The sequence below is a fragment of the Paenibacillus sp. TCA20 genome, assembly GCF_000732325.1.
GTDB lineage: Bacteria > Bacillota > Bacilli > Paenibacillales > Paenibacillaceae > Paenibacillus > Paenibacillus urinalis.
The window spans coordinates 40,277-62,617 of sequence record NZ_BBIW01000005.1 but is presented as its reverse complement, the minus strand read 5'-3'; the positions used below and the strand labels follow the sequence as shown (position 1 = coordinate 62,617).

Here is a 22,341-nt window from a genome sequence, read left to right as displayed (position 1 = left end):
TCGTGGTTCCTCCTCTCATAAGATGGGCCTTCTAATCCTCATAATGCACCCAACGCTTCGACATTTTCATTTGGAACAATGTAAGGGTAAGGATGACGATGAATAGAATGACGGCCGCTGCCGTGCTTTTTCCAAAAGTAAAATCAACAAATGCCATTTCATAAATATGATAAACCATCGTATAACTGGCTTTTGCTGGTCCGCCCGATGTCATGACAAAGGACTGGTCAAAGACCTGAAATGAGCCGATAACGGACATAATGGTTACGAAAAAGGTGGTTGGCGACAACAGTGGTATCGTAATGTACTTGAGCTGCTGCCATTTACTTGCCCCGTCGATCTGCGCGGCTTCATAGTATGTGGGCGAAATTCCTTGAAGACCCGCCAGAAAGAGGACCATATTTCCTCCAAGCCCCATCCAGATACTTAGCAGAGCGATAGAAGGCATAACAAATCTGCTATCAGTCAGCCACTGCGGTCCCTGTATGCCGAACCACTCCTGTAAGTACAGATTGATCAGGCCAAAATCCGCATTGAACAGCCACATAAAAACAACAGCAACCGCAACGGACATCGTAATATTAGGCATAAAGTAAATCAGTCTATAAAAGACCTTGCCCTTCACCTTGTTCAGTCCAACCGCAACAAGCATCGCGAGAACAATCCCTGTCGGTACTGATAGAATCGTATAGTAGATCGTGTTGACGACAGCGATCCGAAATTCTTCATCCTTCAGCTGGGAAGCAAAATTGGCAAATCCGACAAACTCTTTCGTTCCCATGCCGTCCCAGTTCATCATACTGATGGCAAAGGCAGAAACTAACGGAATCAGGGCAAAACAGATTAAACCCAATAATTGCGGGAAGATAAAGAAATATCCCCACAAGCCGTCTTTCCTTCTGTTGGTCCATGTTGTTCCCGAGGACATTTCACCCTTCGGAGATGAAGAGGGTAACGAAGGTCTCGGCAGCTGCAAGTTCACTATACAGACACCTCCTTAGCTGGGTACATGATCAATATCACTTGCTCTTATATTCGTCGATCTTCTGGTTCGCCATCGTCTGAATATCCATGAGAGAAGATTCCAGCGGCTGATCTTTCAGCCATAGCGCCTCGAACTTGGAGGCGATGTCCTGAGTTAATCCTGGAATACCCGCCTCAGCAGGAGTAAGTGCATAACCCACCTCACGTGCATCTAAGAACAGCTGTGCATGCTCAGGAAGGTTGCCCTCAAGTACAACTTCATCAACCCCTCCAACGGATGGAACGGCATTACTACCGCCTTGCAGGCGGAATTTTTGACCATCGCTGTTGAGATATTCGGAGAAGAACTGAAAGGCTGCCTCTTTGTTCTTTGAGGCTTTATTAAGCACGAGATAGGCAGTGGCTATCCCTGCCGGCTCGATTTTGTTGCCGGTGTTTGTCGGCCATGTCACGACATCATATTCCAGGCTGGCATTTTTCTTAAACAACGGCAGGTACCAGCGCCCAGCACCGACAAAGCCAACTTGGTTGGACATGAACATTGCATCTCCGCCTTGTCCTTTGGGAAGGGTGCCTGAGAACGTAATATTCTTTACTCTTACGTTATCGTATAGAAACTGAAATGCTTCCTTGGAGCGCTCATCCGTTGCTCCGATAAATTGACCATTCCCATCATAAATCTGGCCTCCGTTCGAAGTAACCCAGCTATGATAAGTGTTCCAGCTGTTATCCAATACGTATCCGTATTTATTGCTCTCACGAATTTTGGTCGTCATCTCCTCAAATTTGTCCCATGTCCATTCTCCGCGCCCCTGCAACTCTGCAGGCAGTTCCGTTATTCCCGCCTCCTCAAGCACCTTTTTGTTATACCAGAGCACCATCGGATTGCAGTCTACGGGAACACCATAGGTTTGTCCGTCCCGCTGAGCTGCACCCCATAACCCTGGAAAGTAGTCCTCCTCTTTAATCAGGCTGCCTTCCGCCTCCATAAGCGGTGTAAGATTCTCAATACTGTTGTTCTCAATCAATTTAACGATAAGTCCATCTCCGGCATAAAAGATATCCGGGGCTGTTCCTCCTGTAAGCTGTGTCAGAATTTTTTGGTCGTACTCACCGGGGATCGGAATAAATTCTGCCTCAATGTCAGCATGCGTGCTGTTAAATTCTTTCGTCAGCTCCTGATACCGGCTGAGTTCTCCCGGGTTGCCCCAGCTTGCCCATTTGATCTTTACCTTTTCCCCCGACTCTCCGTCCGATCCTTCGCTTCCTGCTCCGCTGCATGCTTGAAGAATTGTGGAGAACAACAGCGCGAGTACAAGCATCGCCCCTCTAGCCTGTTTTCTTGTCATCATTTTTCCCTCCCATGAATTTTAGGTGCTGAATGTAGATGACTTCACTACGAAGTATTTTTTGTAAGCGCTTTTATTATAAATCGGGTTGAACTATCCATTGAACGGGATATGTTCCGAAAGAGTGTGTTGGATTCCGATGATTCATTTGCGATACAACCCTTGATATTCAGCAGGAGATATGCCGACCCATTTCTTAAATTGTTTGCTGAAGTGCTTTACATCATTGAAACCGGACATTTCTGCTACCTCATACACTTTGAGCGAGGAGCTTCCCAGCAGGTGTTTAGCATGCCCAAGCCTTAAATGAATCAAATAATCTATGAAGGTATGCCCGGTTACGCGTTTAAACATCTCACTAAAGTAATTACGGCTTACGGATACGTGACTTGCTACTTCTTGAAGTGAAATACTTTTTCTGAAATGGGTCTCTATATAACTGACTGCTTGGGCCACAATTCGTTCATGGATGGATTCTTCCGGAGACAGAGCAGTAGATAACGCTGCGACAAGATCACGATAATCCTGTTTGACAATAACGATCACTTCATGAACCTGCTTTAACCGATCCAGCTGCCTGATGTGAGCAGCAATTTCGTGCTTTGCTCCCTGCTGAACAAACAGGCTTAACACTCCTTCCGCCTCTGTGATTACCCGCTGCTTGCTGTTTGAGCTCATCCAGCACCTGCATATATTCTCGAGGATTTCCTCTCCTTTGCTATACAGGCCAGAGCGGATCATGTCGGTAAATTGCAATATCGATTCCTGGTTATTTGCTGAATCTGCAGGGTAATCCTTTTCCATTGTTTCAGCAGTCAGCACCTTTCCTGGTCCAGTGAAAAACGTCGCGGCAAGCGCTGTTCTCGCCTCTTCCCATGCAGAACGAATCCGGTGTAAAGGTGGATGCTTCCTGCTTATTCCAATAGTCAAATTGAGTTCTGAGCTTGAGAAATCCCGGAGGCTGCGCTGCGTGTCTATCCACTCGGCCAGTAAAGGGATCTTCGCCGTATCCTCAGGCAAATAGATTACACATTGATGAGAATAAGCAGTACAGAAGATGCTATTCGGAAACACCTCATACCATCGCTTCTTGAGCTGTTCTAACGAAATATTGGAGCCGTCAGTGTCTAATACAGCCATCCGAAATGGTCCTGCAGTCATCTCCGTATGAAAGGCTGTTGAGGCAACTATATCTTCTGACAGTGCCTTGTACAGCAGGTGCTCTTTCTTTTTATACGGCAGCAGGATAGCCTCCTTCCTATATTCGTTTAGTATCCGAAGGTTTTGTTTTTCCTGGTGCATTTTTTTTCGCAGCTGATCAAGGACAGGGACTAACGTGCTTTCAGTTAATGTTGGTTTCAAGATATAATCCGAGGCACCTAGCCGGATTCCTTCCCTTACGTATTTAAAGTCACTATGGCAGCTCAACAGCAGGACTTGAACCCAAGGACACAACTCCCTGGCTGCACGGGTTAACTCAAGCCCATCCATAACCGGCATTGCAATGTCCGTAATGAGGATATCGATGTCTCTGCTCTCGACCCATTTCATCGCCTTAGCACCGTTAGCTGCTTCACCTACGACTTCATAGCCATGCCCTTTCCAATCAAAGACCGTCCTTAGTCCTGTTCTTGCTATTTTCTCGTCATCAACCAACAGCACCCTGCACATCCAAATCTCCCCCTTGGCTGGATAAGGTAATCTTCACTTCGGTTCCGGCCCCAATTCCGCTTCTCATTTGCACGCCATAGTTATCGCCGTAATACAATTGAATGGTTTGATGCACATGCCTGACTCCGATATTCATCATCCCTTGGTTAAATCGTTCTCTGTCCCGGTTCAACAGCTCCTCCAATCGATCACTGCTCATCCCAACACCGTCATCACGAATGAGAATTGTTAAATCCTTTTCGTTCAAAGCAACCTTAATCTCGATACGGCCTCCACTGTCCTTTGGAGCAATACCATGAAAAATAGCATTTTCTACAATAGGCTGAAGCAGCATACGCGGCAGCGGTATTTCCCTAAGCTCATCCGGACAGCTGATGTCCAGCTGAATCTCATAATCATATCTGTAATTTTGAATGATCATATATTTAGTAAGCAGATCCAGCTCCTCTCCCAGCCTTATAAAAACACCGTCGCGGGCTAAGCTCCCTTCGAGAAGCTGTACAAGTGTTGTTATCGTGTGATCGACCTCTGTCGTTCGGTTCAGCCTGGCCAGCCATCGGATGGAATTCAGTGTGTTATAGAGAAAGTGAGGGTTAATTTGGTAGCGGAGAGCCCTGATTTCCGCCAGTTTCTTCTCTCGCTCCTCTCTTGCGATTTGTTGAATGAGGATATCGATCTGTTCAATCATTTTGTTAAAGCTCTTGCCAAGCTGTCCAATTTCATTGCTTCCTACATCCGGACTTCGCACACTAAGATTGCCCTCTTCTCCTTTTCGCATCAAACGGCTCAGCTTCACCAGCGGATTTCCTATTTTTAAGGTGACAAAATAACCCATTCCTATTGCAAACAGAAGAGCACAGAGTATAATCCATACTGTGAATTTTCGAATACTTGCGGAATCAGCTGTCAGTTCTTCCAGCGGTACAATGCCGTGAACATACCAGCCGTTGTTCATTTTTTCAGGAATCATGAGAGTGCTCTTATTTCCACTGTGAAACTGCCTCATTTGAGCGGGGAGCTCCAGATCACTGATTTGCCCGTAGAGTGTCTTGTCCGGATGATAAAAATACTGATGCTCATCATTCGTGATGACCACATAACCGCTGTCACCAAACTGGACCTTGTCGAGCTCCGAAATCAGCACATTGCCCATCATTTCAAAAAATAAAATTCCGGTTATTTCACCTGTTTCCCAGCTGCGAATAGCCCGGCCAAATCCGAATATAGGAAAGCCCATACCCGCCTGTTTGAGGTACGATTCCTCCGATAAACCAAACCAGACAGAGGCTCCATTAGCCTGAAAAATCTGCTTAAACCACTCGGATTGCTCATGGTTGGGAATCGACATAAAGGAGTCGGCGCTGAGCACAGAATTCCGCTTTTTGATATCAAAAATATAAATATCCAGAATCTCAGGCGAGTTGATCATAATGGAGGTCAGCAAATCTTTTCCCTCTTTCACCTTAGCGGTGCTCTCGTATAATCCGGATTCCTGATCCTCCAATATGCCGTGGATAATTTTGCTGTTGAGAAGCATCATGGAGGAATCGTCGATTTTCTTGAAGAACATATTCAATTTGTCACTCAGCTGCGTTATCGTAAGAGACGCTACCTTGCTTACCTGCTCCTCTACAATGGAGGCTGATTTTTCATATGACAGGTATCCCATGATGATTACCGGTATGGCCATACCGATAAAAAAGAGCAAAAACAATTGAACAACGATGGAATGCAGTGATTGAAGGACTCTCTCGGCAAGCTTCCTCATATAAATACTCATCTCCTCTCTTCTTTTTGATAGCGCTTCCAAATGAAGTGAGTTAATATTACAGCATTCTTGTTTAAAAGTCGTCATTTTCTTTGGGGGAAAAACAAAACGCCCGAAGTCTAAAGTAATAGACCTCGGGCGCATCAATTATTTGTTATAAATTGCTTAAAGCTGGTCCCTCTATGGCATTTTGAAGCTGTAATTCCGTATACGCAATTTCCTGACCGTTCAAGAGCAGTACAATACGGTGAAGGCCGGGGTAATGGCGGCGTGTGCTCAAATCTGCCCAGCGATGGGTCCTTGAGCCGCTAAGCCGGGAACCTCCTTCTACTGTTTTGTCCGATAACAGAAATTTTTTGCGGGAAACCTTGCTTCCAGCCTTAACAAAATCAATACCGTATTCGATTCGAATACGAACAGGGGGACCTGTGCGAACAAGCAGCTCGTACCTGAGTGTTGTATTCTCTCCAATATTTATCGTGACAGGAACTACCGACACGGCTGCCTCCATAGCTAGCGGCGTTGTCTCTGAGGCTGAAGTGTATCCGAACAGGGCCATCACTTCCGGTTCGGCTGAGCGAATTAAGCTTCTGCAGGCATGTCTGACAATCCAATCCGTATGCGGATTCTGTCCCATCCATTCCTTGGCAATCTGTAGAACCAGCTCTGGGTGATCCTTCGCAATGTCATTCAGATTGTTGGCCACACTTTTACGAACATATAAGGATGGATCCGTCTTCAATTGAGTCAGTATAGGCAGGATTGGAGCGGGATCACGCTTAAATTCTGTCAATGCTTGTCCCCACGGCAGTCTTGGTCTGCAACCTTCACTTGCGAGCCGCCGTACATGCTCATTCTCACTTGTAGACCAGGATCGCATTTGCTTCATCATCCGTTTAGGATGCTGAATAATAAACGGTCTTACCGCAAACTCAGCAGAAGAATGCTGCGTAAATGCCTCAAGTGCTCGCATGGACAGCTCAAAATGCTCATCGGCTTGACCGAATACCTCGACATAATCTGGTAGAATCAGATAAGGGAAACCAGAGCAATGCCGGTTCACTTCAAGTAAAATATCTATTGCATGTTCATATCGTTCAGGCAATAAAGTTCCAAGCACGTTAGTAATATGACGAATCCGAGCTTTCAGAGCAAGCTCCTCCCAATGCTCATTCATGACTTTATCTACGAAAGCTTCAGCCGGAAAGGAAGGATCAGCAGCTTGTATCGTTTGTCCGAACTCCATTAGAAAGGTTGGATTATATATTTTTTTCAACGGTTCTGCCATGTAATTATTCTCCTTGTCTTAAATGTACTATAGACACCACATCGAGAAGATTCTGTAACGCTGCTATTCCACGTACTTGTTCTTCTAATGCGTAATCATTGTAGGCCAGTGACTTTAGTGTTATTTCTTTCGCCTGGGCAATGTTATACTTCTCAAGATCCGCTAATACCTCACGAACAATGTTCAATGAATAGGCGGCTTTTTGCACAGTTCGAATGATCAGTACTCTTCGGATATCAGACGCATTGTAAATACGAAATCCACTATCCTTGTGTCGATCTGGAGTGATCAACCCTTCCTTCTCCCAGTGTCGGATGGCAGACGTAGATACATTTGCTTCTCTTGCTACATCCCCAATTGTAAAATAATTTCGATCAAAGAAACGCGGAATTTCCATCAGCTCATTTAATTCAAGTATTTCTGCCGTTTTTTGTACAGTTTCCTTCTCTGTATGTAGCTTTACCTGTGCTTGATTAACCAGCCATAATGCCTCCATCTTGTTCCCTCTTATAATAAGTGGCATAAGCTCCTTAATCAATTCCATACCAAATCCAGGCAAGAGCGCACGGATACATTGAAAATAGGCCTCATGCTCCACGGTATAAATTCGGTATCCATTCTTCTCCCTTTCCACCTTAGGAACCAACCCCCAGGATTCATAATGCCTTAAGGCACTGGTGCTAATGTTCAATTTCTTGGCTATGTCAATCCCTCTCATAAACTACTCCTATGAACATCTTGTTATTTGAAATTAAACCTCATGACGGCTTTTAAGTATAGAATACCCTTACTTCAGTAAAAAACATAACAAACCTTAGCATTTGCATCAATATTATATGATCTAAATGTAAGGTGAAATTTATCAAAATCCTAAGGAGTGAAGTTCAAAATGAAACATACGATCGTACCCTATTTCATGGTGCTGAGTGCATCCCAATTTATTGATTTTACCAAGTCTGTTTTTCAGTCCGAGGTCGTGAAGGTTAATAAGCATGAAGAAACAGGAGGAATTATTCATGCAGAAATGAAAATCGGTGAGAGCCTCATTTACTTTGCCGATACTTCACATGATGGCAGCTGCGGTCCAGGCGTATGCGGTGAGTTAAAAAATGACGGATTAATTCCAATTCAAATGTATATATATGTGGATAACGTAGCAGATACTTACGAGAAAGCAATCGCAGCTGGTGCAGCATCAGTGATGGAAGTGATGGAAGATGAAGTTGGCGGCTGCATGGCAGGGTTTGTCGATCCATTTCAAAACTTATGGTGGCTTCAATCGAAAAAGTAAAGCAGTACAAGAGCCATAACAAAAAGAGAAGTACCTGTCAAAGCAGGTACTTCTCTAGCCTTAATTCCAATGAAGCAAATATTACGCGTGAAATCTCATACCGTCATATACAGCTTCCACGTATCCAGCACGGATGACAAAATCACCAAAATGCTCTCCATCCTCACGCTCTTTAGCATATCTTGCGATGATCTCATCAAGCGACTCCAATATTTCTTTTTCCCCAATATTCTCTTTGTAGAGCTTATTGAGGCGTGAACCGTTAAATGCGCCGCCCAAATACATATTGTATTTACCGGGTGCTTTGCCGATGAAGGATAGCTCAGCCAGCATCGGGCGGGCACATCCGTTAGGGCAGCCTGTCATGCGGATTACAATCTCCTTCTCACGAAGTCCGTTACTTTCCAGAATACACTCGATTTTTTCCATAAGTGTAGGAAGGTAACGTTCGGATTCGGCCATCGCAAGTCCACAAGTAGGAAGCGCAACACATGCCATGGAGTTTCTACGAAGCGCTGAATAATGAAGCCCATCCGTCAAGCCGTATTCAGCGATCAGCTTCTCAATCTTCTTCTTGCTCTTCGGTCCGACGTTCCCAATAATCAAGTTCTGATTCGCCGTGAGGCGGAAATCGCCTTTGTGAACCTTGGCAATTTCACGAAGACCTGTCATCAGCGGATAACCATCTAGATCGACAATTCGTCCGTTCTGGATAAACAGGGTGAAGTGCCATTTGCCATTACTGCCTTCCACCCAGCCATAACGGTCACCATTATGATCGAAATGAAAAGGACGCGCAGGCTCCAAGGCATAACCAAGACGAGTGGTCAATTCATTCTTCAGCCAATCCAGACCCCGATCATCTACCGTATATTTGAAGCGTGCGTGCTTACGAACGGCACGATCACCGTAATCACGCTGAATCGTCACAATCTTCTCAGCTACATCTACCATCTGCTCTGGAGTACAGAAGCCGATTAACTTGCCGACCTGAGGATATGTTTTGGTATCTCCATATGACATCCCCATACCGCCGCCTGCGGTCACATTGAACCCTTTCAGCTTGCCATCCTCCACGATCGCGATATATCCGAGATCCTGGGAGAATACATCGACATCATTCGATGGAGGTACTGCAATACCGATCTTGAATTTACGCGGCAGATATACCGCACCATAGATAGGCTCCTGCTCTGCATCATTATCACGGCTGTCAATGATCTTCTCTTCATCAAGCCAGATCTCATGATACGCTCTTGTGCGGGGATCGAGATGATCACTAACCTTACTAGCCCAAGCATACACTTCTTCATGCACTTCGGATTGGTAAGGATTTGGGTTGCACATCACGTTCCGGTTAACATCTCCGCATGCAGCAAGTGTGCTTAGCAGTGCATCGTTTACTTCGCGGATCGTGCTCTTCAGATTCCATTTCAGTACACCGTGAAGCTGGAAGGACTGACGTGTTGTCAGCCGGATTGTACCGTTTCCGTATTTATGAGAGATCCGATCCATCATCAGCCATTGATCCGGTGTCACCACACCGCCAGCAGCGCGTACGCGCAGCATGAACTGGTAGGCTGGCTCCAGCTTCTGCTTGGCACGCTCGTTGCGAAGATCACGATCATCCTGCATGTAGCTGCCGTGATGCTTCATCAGACGATTATCATCTTCTGGAATAGAACCTGTAATTGGATCTTTTAATGTTTCAACAAGACTGCCTCTTAAATAATTGCTTCGACGTTTTATATCCTCTACATCGCTGTGGGGTGCATTTTGTGGCGGGTACAATTCATTTAGTGCCATGCTAGTATCTCCTTCCGGTATGAAAAGCCTTCCTTAGTAAACATCGCGTTGATATCGTTTGTCCTGCTGTAATCGAATCAGATAATCCGTTGCCGCCTCCATCGTCAAGCCGCCTTCCTGTACGAGAATGGCTGCAAGTGTGGAATGAACATCGTGCGCCATCTTCTTCTCATCTCCACAGACGTAGATGTAAGCACCCTCCTGAAGCCACTCGTACAGCTCACGGCTTCTCTCGAGCATCCGGTGCTGAACATATACCTTCTCGTCTGTATCTCTGGAGAAAGCGACATCCATCCGGGTCAGCACACCATCTGCCAGCCAGCGCTGCCATTCCACCTGATATAAAAAGTCGGTTGCAAAATGCTGATCACCATAGAACAGCCAGCTCTTACCCCCGGCTCCCTGCTCTTCTCTCTCTCCAATGAATGCACGGAAAGGAGCAACACCCGTACCTGGTCCAATCATAATAATTGGTGCATCAGGGTTCGCTGGAAGCTTGAAGTTATCGTTATTCTGTATAAATACAGGGAGTTGATCTCCTGGTTCAATTCGTTCTGCCAGCTGCACGGAGCAGACACCGTAGCGATCCCGTCCGTTCGCTTGGTAACGTACTGTACGCACGGTCAAATGCACTTCATCAGGATATGCACTTGGACTGCTGGCAATGGAATAGAGGCGTGCCGGGATTTTACGAAGCAGCGTAACGAATTCAGATGCGGTTACACCTCGTAGATCAAAGTCCTGGATCAAATCGAGCAGATCATGGTCATTGATATAATTGCGAAGCTCTTGTTCATTACCTGGCTCAAGTAGCTTTCTAAGCTGAGCATTCGAGGTCAGATTCACAATTTGCTCCAGCAGCGGCTTTGTCAGTACCGTAATTTCAAAATACTTCGTCAGTGCATCCTGTAAAGAGAGCGTGTCGCCTTTTTTGGATACCTGAATGATTTCTTCACCGTTCCACCCTGCTGCAGCAATGATCTCTTCTACGAGCAAAGGATGATTCTGAGGGATGATTCCCAAGCTGTCTCCTGGCTCATAAGTAAGTCCAGATCCTTCTAAGGACAGCTCGATATGTCTCGTTTCACGATCAGACCCGCGTCCGTTCAAATTTAGATTCTCAAGCACCTCGGCTTGAAACGGGTTCGATCTGGTGAACTCTGATTCCGTACTGGTAGAGGCTGCCGCACCTACACTACTGACACTTACCGGTGTTAATGTACTTGCCGCATTCAGCTCAGACAGGACATTATTCATCCATTCGGCTGCTGACTCTTCAAAGTCAACATCGCAGTCCATTCTTGGCGTCAAACGAGTTCCGCCGAGCTCGGCCAGACGATTGTCAAAATCCTTGCCTGTTTGGCAGAAGAATTCGTAGGAAGTATCTCCAAGTGCCAGAACAGAGAATTTCAAGTCATCCAGCTTAGGTGCACGTTTACTGTGCAAAAATTCATGGAAAGCGATCGCACTATCCGGCGGCTCTCCTTCTCCATGGGTGCTGACGACAATGAGCAGATTTTGAACCTTCTTCAGATTGTTTGGTTTGAAATCACTCATAGAGCTGGTTGTTACTTCAAACCCTTGCTCCTGAAGCTTCTTGCTGAATTTCTTCGCAATTCCGCTGCTGTTTCCCGTCTGGGAACCGAACAGTACGGTAATCTCTTTGCTGATCGCAGGTGCAGCTACTGCAGGCTGACCAGCAACGTTCACAGCCGGTGCTTCTAACGCAGATGTCGCAGCCACACCGCTTGCTTGAATCGCCGTTAAATAGCCGCTAAGCCATATACGCTGTGTCTCGGATAATGTAGGTAATAATCGATTTAATAGTTCCGTCTGTTCCTGAGTAAATGGGCTGTTAATCACTTGGAGTTCCAATAATATCCACCTCGGATGCTTTGATAATAATTCTCAGTAAGTTTATCAGAATTAATTTGTCTCTACTGAAACTATCACAGGACCAGAGAGTGGTCAATTAGATTGATCTTATGACATCTATCAGGTTTGCTGATAAAGGGTGTTTTTTCGTGAATAAGAGATAATTATCTAGAAATATGGTGATGAATAGAAAACTCTCCCTATCAAATAAGGAGAGTTTCTTAGGAATGCTTTACTTTTTAGATTTTTCTTTCATCTTAATTACAACAGCCGTCAGCGGCTCAAGTGTAATTGAAGTTTTACTAAGTTCAAACCCGGATTTGTCAGAAACCGCCTTAACTCCAGCTTCATCCTGATCCACGACAACAGTTCCTTTCGTAAGATCTGTGTCGAGACTAAGCGTTCTTGGGGTTTGATCCGCATTAACAAAAACATAGTATGTCCCCGTGTTATCCGTAGACTTATTTTTGTAGGCGATGATTAGATCCTTGCTGTTCATCTCCGGTGCCTTAATTAGAGATACATTCTTATCTACGAGAGATTCATCCCCTAGACGGAAGGCGTTGGTTGATTTCCTCAGTTGAATGAGTCCCTCCGTATACTCCCTTGTTACACTGTTAACCGGATATTTCTTACTGTCCAGTGCCTTATCCCAATCGAATTTGTTAATCGCATCTGAAGAGTCATAGGAATCGTGAATGAAATAGCCAAATACTTTACCGGTTTCATCTGACAAAGCGTGATATTTCTGCTCAGGCAACCCTTCACCATGCCACTGCTTCGTACGTCCGTATTCCTGCCCCGCGTGCAGAAATACCGTTCCCTGAGAAGTCAGCACCATCAGATTCCCAAGTCTGATTCGCTGATGAATTTCAAGATCATTTGCCGGTATGGACGGATCTTTCTTGATCGATTGTGCAATAACATCATACAGCGGGAGATTATCGTGAGCTTCAATATATTGCACCATATCTCCAGGATCGTCCGCTGGCGTGTTTGTCGGCTGGCCTTTGATATTGCTCATGATCAGGTTGATATCTCTTGCACCGCCAGTAAGGAATCTAGGCTCTCCTTCAGAACCGAATCCGGATTTTAATTCATTACGAATTTCATCGGAGAATACACCCACATCATTTGTCTCGTCCATCCAATCCTGGTCCGCACCTTGTCCGGCAAGTTCAGTATCTGCATTGGCTCCACTGAAGGTTCTCCAGCCCTCACCAATGAATAGCGCATTCGGATTCAGCTTGGCAGCTGCATCATAAGCTTTTTGAATAGAACCGGAAGTCGCATCCCCCATCATATCGAATCGCATTCCATCAATTTTATACTCATCAAACCAGTATTTCACCGAATCCACCATCAATTTCTCTGCCATTACATGATTCGTAGCCAGATTATTGCCGAAGCCGCCGACGTATGCACCATTACTGTCCTTCCAAGCATAGTAATTCGGAACGATATCATTCAGAAGATCAGCATTCGCCATGTGCGTATATACGACATCGAGAATGACACCCATACCTGCATCATGAATAGCATCAATCATGTTCTTAAGCTCTTTGACTCGAAGCTCCGGATTTGTGGCATCTTCGGAATACGCCCCATCAGGAGAGAAGTAATTGTGAGGGTCATATCCCCAGTTGTATTCGTTGCCTCCGGCAGAGTATTGAAGCTCCCTGTTACCCATCTTCGTCTCATCCCCATAGTACCAGGCCATAACCGGGAGAAGCTGTACGTGAGTGACGCCAAGTGATTTCATATAATCCAATTTGTCTTCTAATGCATTATAGGTGCCCCATCTGGAGGTTAGGTCATCTTGAATTGAAGGATCGGAAGTATAATCCCGAACGTGCAGCTCCCATATAATCGCATCCTCTCTATTTTTATAACCGTCAATCTTGGCATAGTTATAACCCTTCGGATTTGTTTTACTGAGATCAATGATGGCTGCTTTACCAACGACATCCCCGTCTTGACCCGCAGCGCCTGAGGTATCGACCTGGAAGGCTGCCATCGATTTCGCATAAGGATCCAGCACTTTTCGACTCTCGCCATTGTTTACAACCTCATATTGGTAGAAATAATTTTTAAGATCCTTCACGCCATGCTCTTCTGGTCGAACTACGGTCTTCCATACCCCTTGCTCTTGAAGGGTCAGCTCCTTGGATCCAATATGAACAGATGCATCCTTCTTATCGTATACATTTAGCTTTACCGAGCTTGCAGTCGGTGCCCACAGCTTGAAGGTGACTTTTTTCTTACTGTATGTAGCACCGAGGTCGTTACCCTTATAAGCATATAATTCATCAATAACACTCCAATGAAGCTCTGCCTTAACCGATATGCCTGCATACGTAATTGTAAGTGGAAGCTTGTTCAGATCAAAATCAGCTGTGATTTCTACTGTATTATTCTCGCTTACTTTGACTTCACTAGCTTCAACAACCGAGCCAGCCTGATCCTTAATGATCAATTCCCTGCTTACCGCATCCGGAGTAAGTCCTTCAGTTCGAGTAAATTTGAGCTCAATCAGGTCCTTGGATGTGACTGTAGCAGCTGTAACTCCTGTAGCCATCTCACCATAGGGTGAGACGTACACTTGATCATCACCTTCCCGGACCCATAAATGATCATAATGCTGAAGGAGGTTGAAGCTCTTATCTCCACCATCCTTTTCCTCGCCATTATTACGATTCACTATAAGAAACCCGAGCTTCGTGGCATCCTCTTTTAGCTCAACATCAATATAAGCACCATATTTATCGGTCTGTTCGTTAGTAAATGGGAGCGCGCCCTTCGGCCAATCTGTTGAAGGCGCTTTCACATCTTCCCATAACCATAATCCATATCCATTATAGTCTTGATCTGCACGAGAATAATGGATTCGCACGACATCATCAGCCAAGGGTACAGGTTCATACAGGAGAATCTCGTCTGATCCTTGTCCCAGCCACACCTCATTTATATTTGTTGAGCTCAGCTCTAGTATCTTATCTCCACCGTGCTTCTCCCCGGTCGTCCGATCTACGATGAGAAAGCCAACTTTTTTAGCATCTGCTCTGAGCGGAATATCTACATAGGCTCCATAAGCATCCTGCTGTTCTGCTGTAAACGGAATTGCACCGCTTGGCCATTCGGCTGATGGAAGCTCTACATCCTCCCATACCCAAACACCCAGATTCTCTCCAGTCCCGTCATAATGAATTCTTAAATTCTGCTCAGGTATCGACTGAATTGAATGATTCTCCTGAGCATCAACAGGCACGATCCATATGCTTGTCAAGACCATAACTGCAGCGATGAACACTGTTAATGCTGTACGCAAAGAACGATAATTGCGCATGAACATTCCTCCGATTCATATTGAAATGGAATACACCAAATTTGGTACCGTTTGCATAGATTGTCGAACCGTATGGATCGTTGTCATTCTAACTTCTTCCTGTTCAAGAATAGCGTAAACATACACCTCCGTTCTGATTAACGCAAACATTCTTCTAATTGTCTGCTTGTGGTTTTGTTCAGACAAGGAATTCCTTGCTTTATTTCCAATGAAACCGTTTGCATGATTATATTACCTTTGAGTCTTGATCATCGTCAACCACTTGTTACCCTTCTTCGCGATAAACAGTTCTTAAGAAGGATATTTTTTTGATATAATCATCTGAAATGATTCTAGTAACGAATGTATAAACTTAAGGAGACAGGAAGCAATGCAGCCCTTTACCGCAGAAGTGATTCGAGTCATTCAATCCATTCCAGAGGGAAAGGTAATGACCTACGGACAAGTTGCGGCTTTAGCCGGAAGTCCTCGTGCGGCAAGACAGGTTGTCCGGGTACTTCACTCGATGAGTGAGAAGCATGCCCTCCCCTGGCACCGAGTCGTAAATAAGTTCGGAGAGATAGCCATCCCTGAAGACGAGCAGCGATTGATCCAAGAGATGAAGCTCGAAGATGAAGGTGTAGAACTGGGACTTGACCGACGGATTGACCTATCCAAATATCAGGCCTGAAAAATCGAGAAAGAGGAGAATCCGGACCATTATCCGGAACTCCTCTTTTTATTAGGACAAGCGTTCGTTCAGAAACTTAGCGAATTCGAATGACGAATGTTTTCGTATTCGCTGCACCTTGATCATCTGTGACGATGAGCTCCACCGTATAATTTCCGCCTTTGGTATAGGCATGTGTAGCGGTGACTCCACTACCCGTTGCTCCATCTCCAAAATTCCATACATAAGAAACAATGCTGCCATCCTCGTCGTATGAATTTGAAGCATCGAAAGTAACATCCCGGTTACGCTGCGCTGCGCTCGGAGATTGAATGATGGCGACAGGGGCTGCATTTGGCGGAGCCGGCTCTTCCCCACTCTCTGTGACATATAATTTACCAAGTGCTGCAACTTCTGTTTCGTTACCTGCTGTATCCCATACTCTTACTACAATAACTCCGCCTTCGAGCCTCAACGATTCTGAGGTTGTATAGGTTCCTTCATAGTGTCCAGGAGAAGTCTCTGTGAGCGGAGCTTCATTGAAGCTCGATGGGGCATTGCCTGGCAGTTCGACACGGAATGATGCTGACAGACCTGGGCGGCTGTCGAAGGATACATACACCGCCTCTCCTGCTGAAATATGCAGATCCGAACTTGGTGCGAGATTCGTTATGACAGGTGCTGCCCAGTTTACTACTACTGTACGTGTAATGGTCGTTTCGTTGCCAGCCAAGTCTGTTGCTATTACAGTAACGACATTATCACCTGAGTTGATCAGAAGACGATGCTCGAAGCTTCCATCCTCCGTAACTTCAGCTGCTTCACCGTTCACTGTAACCGTATCAAGGTATTCATCATTCACTGTACCTCTCACGGTATAAGCTTCAGCGTTCGTCGTCTCTCCATCCTCTGGAGATGTAACAACAAGCTCTGGTGCAGCTTGATCAAGAGTTACCGTTACTGGAGTAGAAGGGTCTGTTACTTCATCACCCACCAAGACTTCAGCGACAAGAACGTTCTCGCCTGCATTCAGGTCGATCACCGCTTCAAATTGTCCCTCTTCCACCGTCGCAGTTGCTGCTTCTTCTTCCCCATTATAAATCGTCACTGTTGATCCGTTGGCATTGGAAGTACCTGTAATTGTAATGGACTCCTCATTCGTGTACGTATCTTCTGACGGAGAGGTGATGATTGGCGCGCCAATCGCATACTGTACATGCGCACGGATCATGTAATTTCCTTCCTCTAGAGGGGAGGCAGTCCATGCGCCACTGATCCGCTGCCATGCCCGTTCAGCGACTGTACTGCTCTCATCGGTTGCTAGTCCCGGTGAATAAGGATTCGCTTCGGTCTGCTCGTATACAATGTAAAAGTCTCCTGTAACCGAGACCGGTTCCGGGAACTCTACCGTTGTCCATTCATCATTTCTTAGTGCAGTACCGTCAAATGGACCTGCAAGCTCACGTCCGGGTGCTCCATCTGGTCCAGATGCATCATATACAGAATAACTGAAGGCTGTACCGCCTGGGCTCGGCCACTCTGTATTCCAGAAGAGGAAGGATGCTCCGGTTACTTGTGCCGCTTCTGATTCAGGACTCATTTTAACAGCCCACGCATTCCCTGCCGCATTCCATGCACGAGCATTCTCCGCTGTTCCGTCATCATATTTGATCTCACCTGCATAGCCGATGAAGGGCTTCAGATCAAAGTCATGCGTGACAGTATCGTTCGCAGGAACGGTTACTGCTGCTGTTTCACTATAGTAATCTAATGCGGAAATGGACAAAGTATATGTTCCTTCATATACCTGCAGAGTAAAGACCCCCGCTTCGTCAGTCCGTACAGGTGATACCTGTGCGTCTTCCATGACCATGACTACCGCATCTGCAATCGGCTCTCCCGTACGTTCATTTGTAACGGTGCCCGTAATCGTACCTTGTGGAATTTCTTCGAGCTGGAAGTTAACGTTACGTGTCTTGCCATCTTCAATGCTTACAGGAACCGTCTGTGGGTAATAGCCGTAAGACTCGACCTTCAAATTATAGTCACCGGCGACATGATTAAAGCTGTAACGGCCTGTAAATGCATCCGTACGAACCGATCTTCCGGTTTCGAGAACCGTTACCGTAGCAGAGACAGGAAGACTAAACAGTCCTATTTCTCCATCCTTCGATACGGAATCACCTTGAGTCGTAATCGGCTGCTTGCTCACAAAGTCCGTCAATACAGGGGCATTCTGTATTGCTTTAGCTTTTTTAGATTCAGTCTTTGTATCACTAGCTGTTGATTCTGGTGCAGATACAGCCAGCACCCGGACATCATCCAAATACCATCCCGCTTTTTGTACACTGCCATCCGTAGTTAATCTAAAGCGTACTTGAATTTCATTTCCTGCATAGCTTGTCAGATCAATAAATACAGGTGACCACTGTTTACCTTCTGTTACATTGGAGTAGTAACCAATCTCTGTCCAGGTCGTACCGCCATCCGTGGTTACTTCCACGTAGGCATCATCATAGTTTCTTTCGATTTCGTACCAGTGATTGAAGGTCAGTGCAGCCGTATTCTGAGAAGTTAAGTCAATCACAGGCGATACAAGAGAAAAATTTGAGCTTGCCAGATAAGTTCCGTTCAGATCAGTTCCCCAAACATTCGGAGGAGTGACCGCAGAAGCTGGACCCGGTGCAGCAGGAGTGCCCCGCTCCCATACATCATTCGTTCCCAAGTGTGTCCAGCCATTATCGTCTTCACCGTCAAATGAATCGCTGAATACAGTTTCTGGTACAGCTACATCAACCGCTATCTCATTGGAAGCGTCACTCTCGTTGCCGCTGTAATCTTTTGCTTTGACTACATAATAAAAAGTTGTTTCTCCTTCAATCGTAATACTGTCAACATAGGATGCTTCAGATGTCGTGCCAATCAGCTCATATCCCGTGTCAGATGCCACAGAACGATAAACATTATATTCCTTCAGATCTTCATCAGCAGGAGCACTCCACTCTAGCGATACGTCACCAAGTATTGAAGGTGTTCCTGTCAGCTCAGATGGAGCTGCTGGAGCCACTTCATCCGGAAGCTGCAACGAGAAGTCATCAATGTACCAGCCTTCTCCTTGAATTGAAGCGTCCGAGCTGAGAACAAATGCCACATATACTTTTTGTCCCGCATACGCGGTTAAATCTACATATTGGTTCGCCCAATCTTCACTGCTGCCCGTAACCGTCAGCAACTGTTCAAATTCATAGTCGTTCTCTTCTGTCGCTAGATACACAGTACCAAAATCACTGCCGTCTTCTAGCTCATACCATTGCTTGAAGGACAACAGGGCACCTTCAGGCGCATCTTCCAAATTAATTGGCGGTGCAATTAGAGCGGTGTTAGAATTCGGTGCATACGTACCCGTTAAATTTGTCGCCATTACATGCTCCCCAGAATAGGCACTTCCAGGTCCGCTTTCAGGAGTTCCCCATACCCAAGGATTGTCAAGATCAGGCAAGAATCCAACATAGTCCTGTTCAAAATTTTGGGAATAACCTGGTTCAATTCCTTCCAATACGTCTACGGAATGTACTTCCGTCTCATAACCGTTATTGCCATAGTCATTCACACGGATGTAATATTCAAGGCCTGGCTCCTCGATAAGTGCTGCAGGAATAACAGCTCGGTACGTACCATCAAGCGCATCTCCGGAAGTGAGTTCCGCTGGTATGTATACATAGCGGCTCATACCTTCTGTTCTTGCAAAAACACTGACTTCAGTAACGGATACATTATCACTGGCTTCAATGGAGAATCCGGCATCAAGTCCGGCATAAACCGATTCCAGAACAGTGTAATCCAGCTCAGGTGCAGTCAGGTCATCACCGTCGATGGTCACTCGACCCGTTACAGAACCGACACCTTGAAGGACTGAGCCAACCGCATCAAGTGCATTGACAATGCCGTGTCCATATCCGTTGTTAGGTGATTCCGGATAAGTGCTATCTGTTCTTTCTGTCGCTGTTTCTGTCAGAATATCCTCCAGATCATCGACAGTGAGAGAGCTGTTCGCTTGCAATAGCATGGCCGCAATGGCAGTTGTATGGGGGCCTGCCATCGATGTTCCATTCCAGCCTCCTTCATAACTGCCGCCTGGAACCGATGAGCGAATGTTCACACCCGGAGCAGAAACTTCAGGTTTAATCTCATCATACGGGGAGGGACCCAAGAGTGAGAAGTCAGCCAAATCTCCATTGATGTCCGTTGCACCTGTAGCAAAGGATTCCGGATAGTTCGCCGGATTAGCAACCGATCCAGGGCCACCAGGATTCGTCAATGTTGTGTTACCTGCAGAGAATTCGGGGAATATCTGGGCATCACGCCATGCTTGGACGATGGGTCTGAACCATTCATCAATACCTGCTCCTCCACCCCATGAGTTGTTCACCACATCTGGAGCAAGCTCTGGATGTAGATTCCCCTCTTCATCTACCGGTGCCAGCAGCCACTGAGCACCATCCAGAATGATGGCATCCGTGGTGCTCGGATTAAAGATACGGACCGCCATCCATTTTGCGCCGGGTGCTACACCAATCATATTCGTGCCGTCTTCTTCAGCACCTACCATCGTCCCCATTGTATGTGTACCATGACCGTCCGTATCGGCTGGAAGTGAGGCACCGCTATGAGGATCGTACCAGCTCAGCTCTGGATCAACGACATTTCCGCTGGCATCCAAACCACGCCATTTGCTGGCTAGGGCAGGATGTGTATAATCAACGCCGGAGTCCAAATTTGCGACGACAATTCCAGAGCCGTCAATTCCTTGCTCCCACACTTCGGGTGCATTGACTTGAGCGATGTTCCATTCAATTTCTGCCGGGTCATAATCAGAAGGTTCTGTATTCTTGTTCTGATCCGCTGCTGAGGCAGCAGAATCGCTGTCCAAATCATTCGCCTTCGGAGTCGAAGCATTCTTATCAACCGTAACTTCCTGTAGGAATCGTTCTTCATTTGGAAGGATCTTGTCAATGCCAGGCTGAAGGGCCAGCTCCTCCATCACCTCTTTGGTACTTGTAACCGCCAGTGAATTGACAATGAAATAGCTCTTGTATTCTTTAACTCCGCCAACTTCCTTCTGTTCATCCAAATATTTTTGGATCGGTATTTGTGTACGGGATGCCGTTTCACGCAGTGTACTAACCACTGAGGTACGAGCTGAGAGCTTCGCAGCTGCAGGGGTTGCTTTTTGAGTGGAAGCCAGATCCATTGCTTTCTGAGAAGCAAGCGCAGTATCCGCTTGTTCTGACATTTTGATCAGGTAGGTGACATATTTGTCTTCGTCAAACAGCTTATTTAGCTTAGAGTCTACTTTTGCAGTGATCAGTTCGGGAGCCGCAGTACGCAAATCGATCTTATCAGAAACTGAGGTCGTCGGTGCGGCCATAGCCGGACTTACGATGGACACTGCCAGGAGGAAAGCCATGCTTAATGAGAAGGTTTTTTTCGTCTTTTTCGCTGTGACCAAGTCTAATACACTCCTTTTAGATTAGAAATAGAAACGTATGAATTCCCTCCAAACAAATACACGACCAATTAAACGACGAGAAGATACGAATCAGAATTTGATTGGAGCACCACCTCCTTTAAGGGGTTAATAGAAGTGAATTCATAGACTTAAGCGTCTTAGATGGGAAAAAGAAGATTTATTTGAGTAGATTCAGGGGGTTAATCTATTTTGTATTACTGAGAGAGTTTAAAATTCTTGGAGATTGATGAGATTCTGAGAGTTTGATGAGATGAGAGTTAACATTTTAGAGGATTTATTAAATGAAAAGCTATTGCTTGTGAAGAGAGTATAAATCATAAAAAAAGACGGTTACAAGCATTTATTTAACATAATTTTACATTTGGTTCTTAATACTTATTTTACATAGGTCAATTAAGTATTAAGACGGATACGTCATATGACATGCATGTCACATTTTTCGATAAAATTCTCATAAAAGGATAAAGAACCGCGTGTATAGCGGTTCTTGAAGGAAAATGCGAATTGGGGCGTTGATATTACTACTTGGATAGAATAATAATGTCAATTTTGTGAAAGATGCAGGACGGATTATCCAGCATTTATTTTTCAGTTGTGATTTAGGTTGTTTGGTCTATGAAAAATACATTTTGACGCACAGATCAGCATGAATCAAAAACAAAATAGTACCATCTATGCTCGTGCAGCATTTCTTTCGTCCTGTTCGCCTGAATTCTTCCTATTTTATTTGTTGTTTATTAACAACTTAATAGGAATAAAATACTAATTGTTTCATTTTGGCGAA

The 22,341-nt window shown here is 45.5% G+C and carries 12 protein-coding genes; 2 read left to right on the top strand and 10 right to left on the bottom strand.

Features of this window, described 5'->3' with window-relative positions; translation table 11 throughout:
• Positions 1-31: 31 nt before the first annotated feature.
• The 6 genes from TCA2_RS11210 to TCA2_RS11185 form a co-directional block, all read right to left on the bottom strand.
• Positions 32-928 carry a carbohydrate ABC transporter permease gene (locus TCA2_RS11210; RefSeq protein ID WP_047911968.1) on the bottom strand — a complete coding sequence of 299 codons (897 nt, stop codon included), beginning with the start codon at positions 926-928 and terminating at the stop codon, positions 32-34.
• A gap of 91 nt (positions 929-1,019) precedes the next feature.
• Positions 1,020-2,333: a sugar ABC transporter substrate-binding protein gene (locus TCA2_RS11205; RefSeq protein ID WP_047911714.1), complete on the bottom strand. Its 1,314-nt coding sequence runs from the start codon at positions 2,331-2,333 to the stop codon at positions 1,020-1,022.
• A gap of 144 nt (positions 2,334-2,477) precedes the next feature.
• Positions 2,478-4,004: a response regulator gene (locus TCA2_RS11200; protein ID WP_047911713.1), complete on the bottom strand. Its 1,527-nt coding sequence runs from the start codon at positions 4,002-4,004 to the stop codon at positions 2,478-2,480.
• Positions 3,982-5,772 carry a sensor histidine kinase gene (locus TCA2_RS11195; protein WP_047911712.1) on the bottom strand — a complete coding sequence of 597 codons (1,791 nt, stop codon included), beginning with the start codon at positions 5,770-5,772 and terminating at the stop codon, positions 3,982-3,984. Before TCA2_RS11195 ends, TCA2_RS11200 begins: the two co-directional genes overlap by 23 nt.
• 154 nt (positions 5,773-5,926) lie before the next feature.
• Positions 5,927-7,060, bottom strand: a complete 1,134-nt coding sequence (locus tag TCA2_RS11190) for a DNA alkylation repair protein (RefSeq protein WP_047911711.1) — start codon at positions 7,058-7,060, stop codon at positions 5,927-5,929.
• A 4-nt stretch (positions 7,061-7,064) separates the two neighbouring features.
• Positions 7,065-7,778, bottom strand: a complete 714-nt coding sequence (locus tag TCA2_RS11185) for a MerR family transcriptional regulator (protein WP_047911710.1) — start codon at positions 7,776-7,778, stop codon at positions 7,065-7,067.
• A gap of 171 nt (positions 7,779-7,949) precedes the next feature.
• On the opposite strand from TCA2_RS11185, the gene TCA2_RS11180 reads away from it, so the two are divergent.
• On the top strand, positions 7,950-8,351 hold the full coding sequence (locus tag TCA2_RS11180) for a VOC family protein (RefSeq protein WP_047911709.1): 402 nt from the start codon (positions 7,950-7,952) through the stop codon (positions 8,349-8,351).
• 81 nt (positions 8,352-8,432) lie between these two features.
• On the opposite strand, the gene cysI is transcribed toward TCA2_RS11180, so the two are convergent.
• The 3 genes from cysI to TCA2_RS11165 all read right to left on the bottom strand — a co-directional run bounded on the left by cysI (position 8,433) and on the right by TCA2_RS11165 (position 15,378).
• On the bottom strand, positions 8,433-10,157 hold the full coding sequence (gene cysI, locus TCA2_RS11175; RefSeq protein ID WP_047911708.1) for an assimilatory sulfite reductase (NADPH) hemoprotein subunit: 1,725 nt from the start codon (positions 10,155-10,157) through the stop codon (positions 8,433-8,435).
• 33 nt (positions 10,158-10,190) lie between these two features.
• Positions 10,191-12,032 (bottom strand): assimilatory sulfite reductase (NADPH) flavoprotein subunit, encoded by a 1,842-nt coding sequence (locus TCA2_RS11170; RefSeq protein ID WP_047911707.1) that lies wholly within the window; start codon positions 12,030-12,032, stop codon positions 10,191-10,193.
• 232 nt (positions 12,033-12,264) lie between these two features.
• On the bottom strand, positions 12,265-15,378 hold the full coding sequence (locus tag TCA2_RS11165) for a pullulanase (protein WP_052511899.1): 3,114 nt from the start codon (positions 15,376-15,378) through the stop codon (positions 12,265-12,267).
• 370 nt (positions 15,379-15,748) lie between these two features.
• Here TCA2_RS11165 and TCA2_RS11160 point away from each other — a divergent pair, with 370 nt between their 5' ends.
• Positions 15,749-16,048, top strand: a complete 300-nt coding sequence (locus tag TCA2_RS11160; RefSeq protein WP_047911706.1) for an MGMT family protein — start codon at positions 15,749-15,751, stop codon at positions 16,046-16,048.
• A 76-nt stretch (positions 16,049-16,124) separates the two neighbouring features.
• Here the strand turns inward: TCA2_RS11160 and TCA2_RS11155 are convergent, their stop codons facing one another.
• Positions 16,125-21,536, bottom strand: a complete 5,412-nt coding sequence (locus TCA2_RS11155; RefSeq protein ID WP_047911705.1) for a S8 family serine peptidase — start codon at positions 21,534-21,536, stop codon at positions 16,125-16,127.
• Between the last annotated feature and the right edge of the window lie 805 nt (positions 21,537-22,341).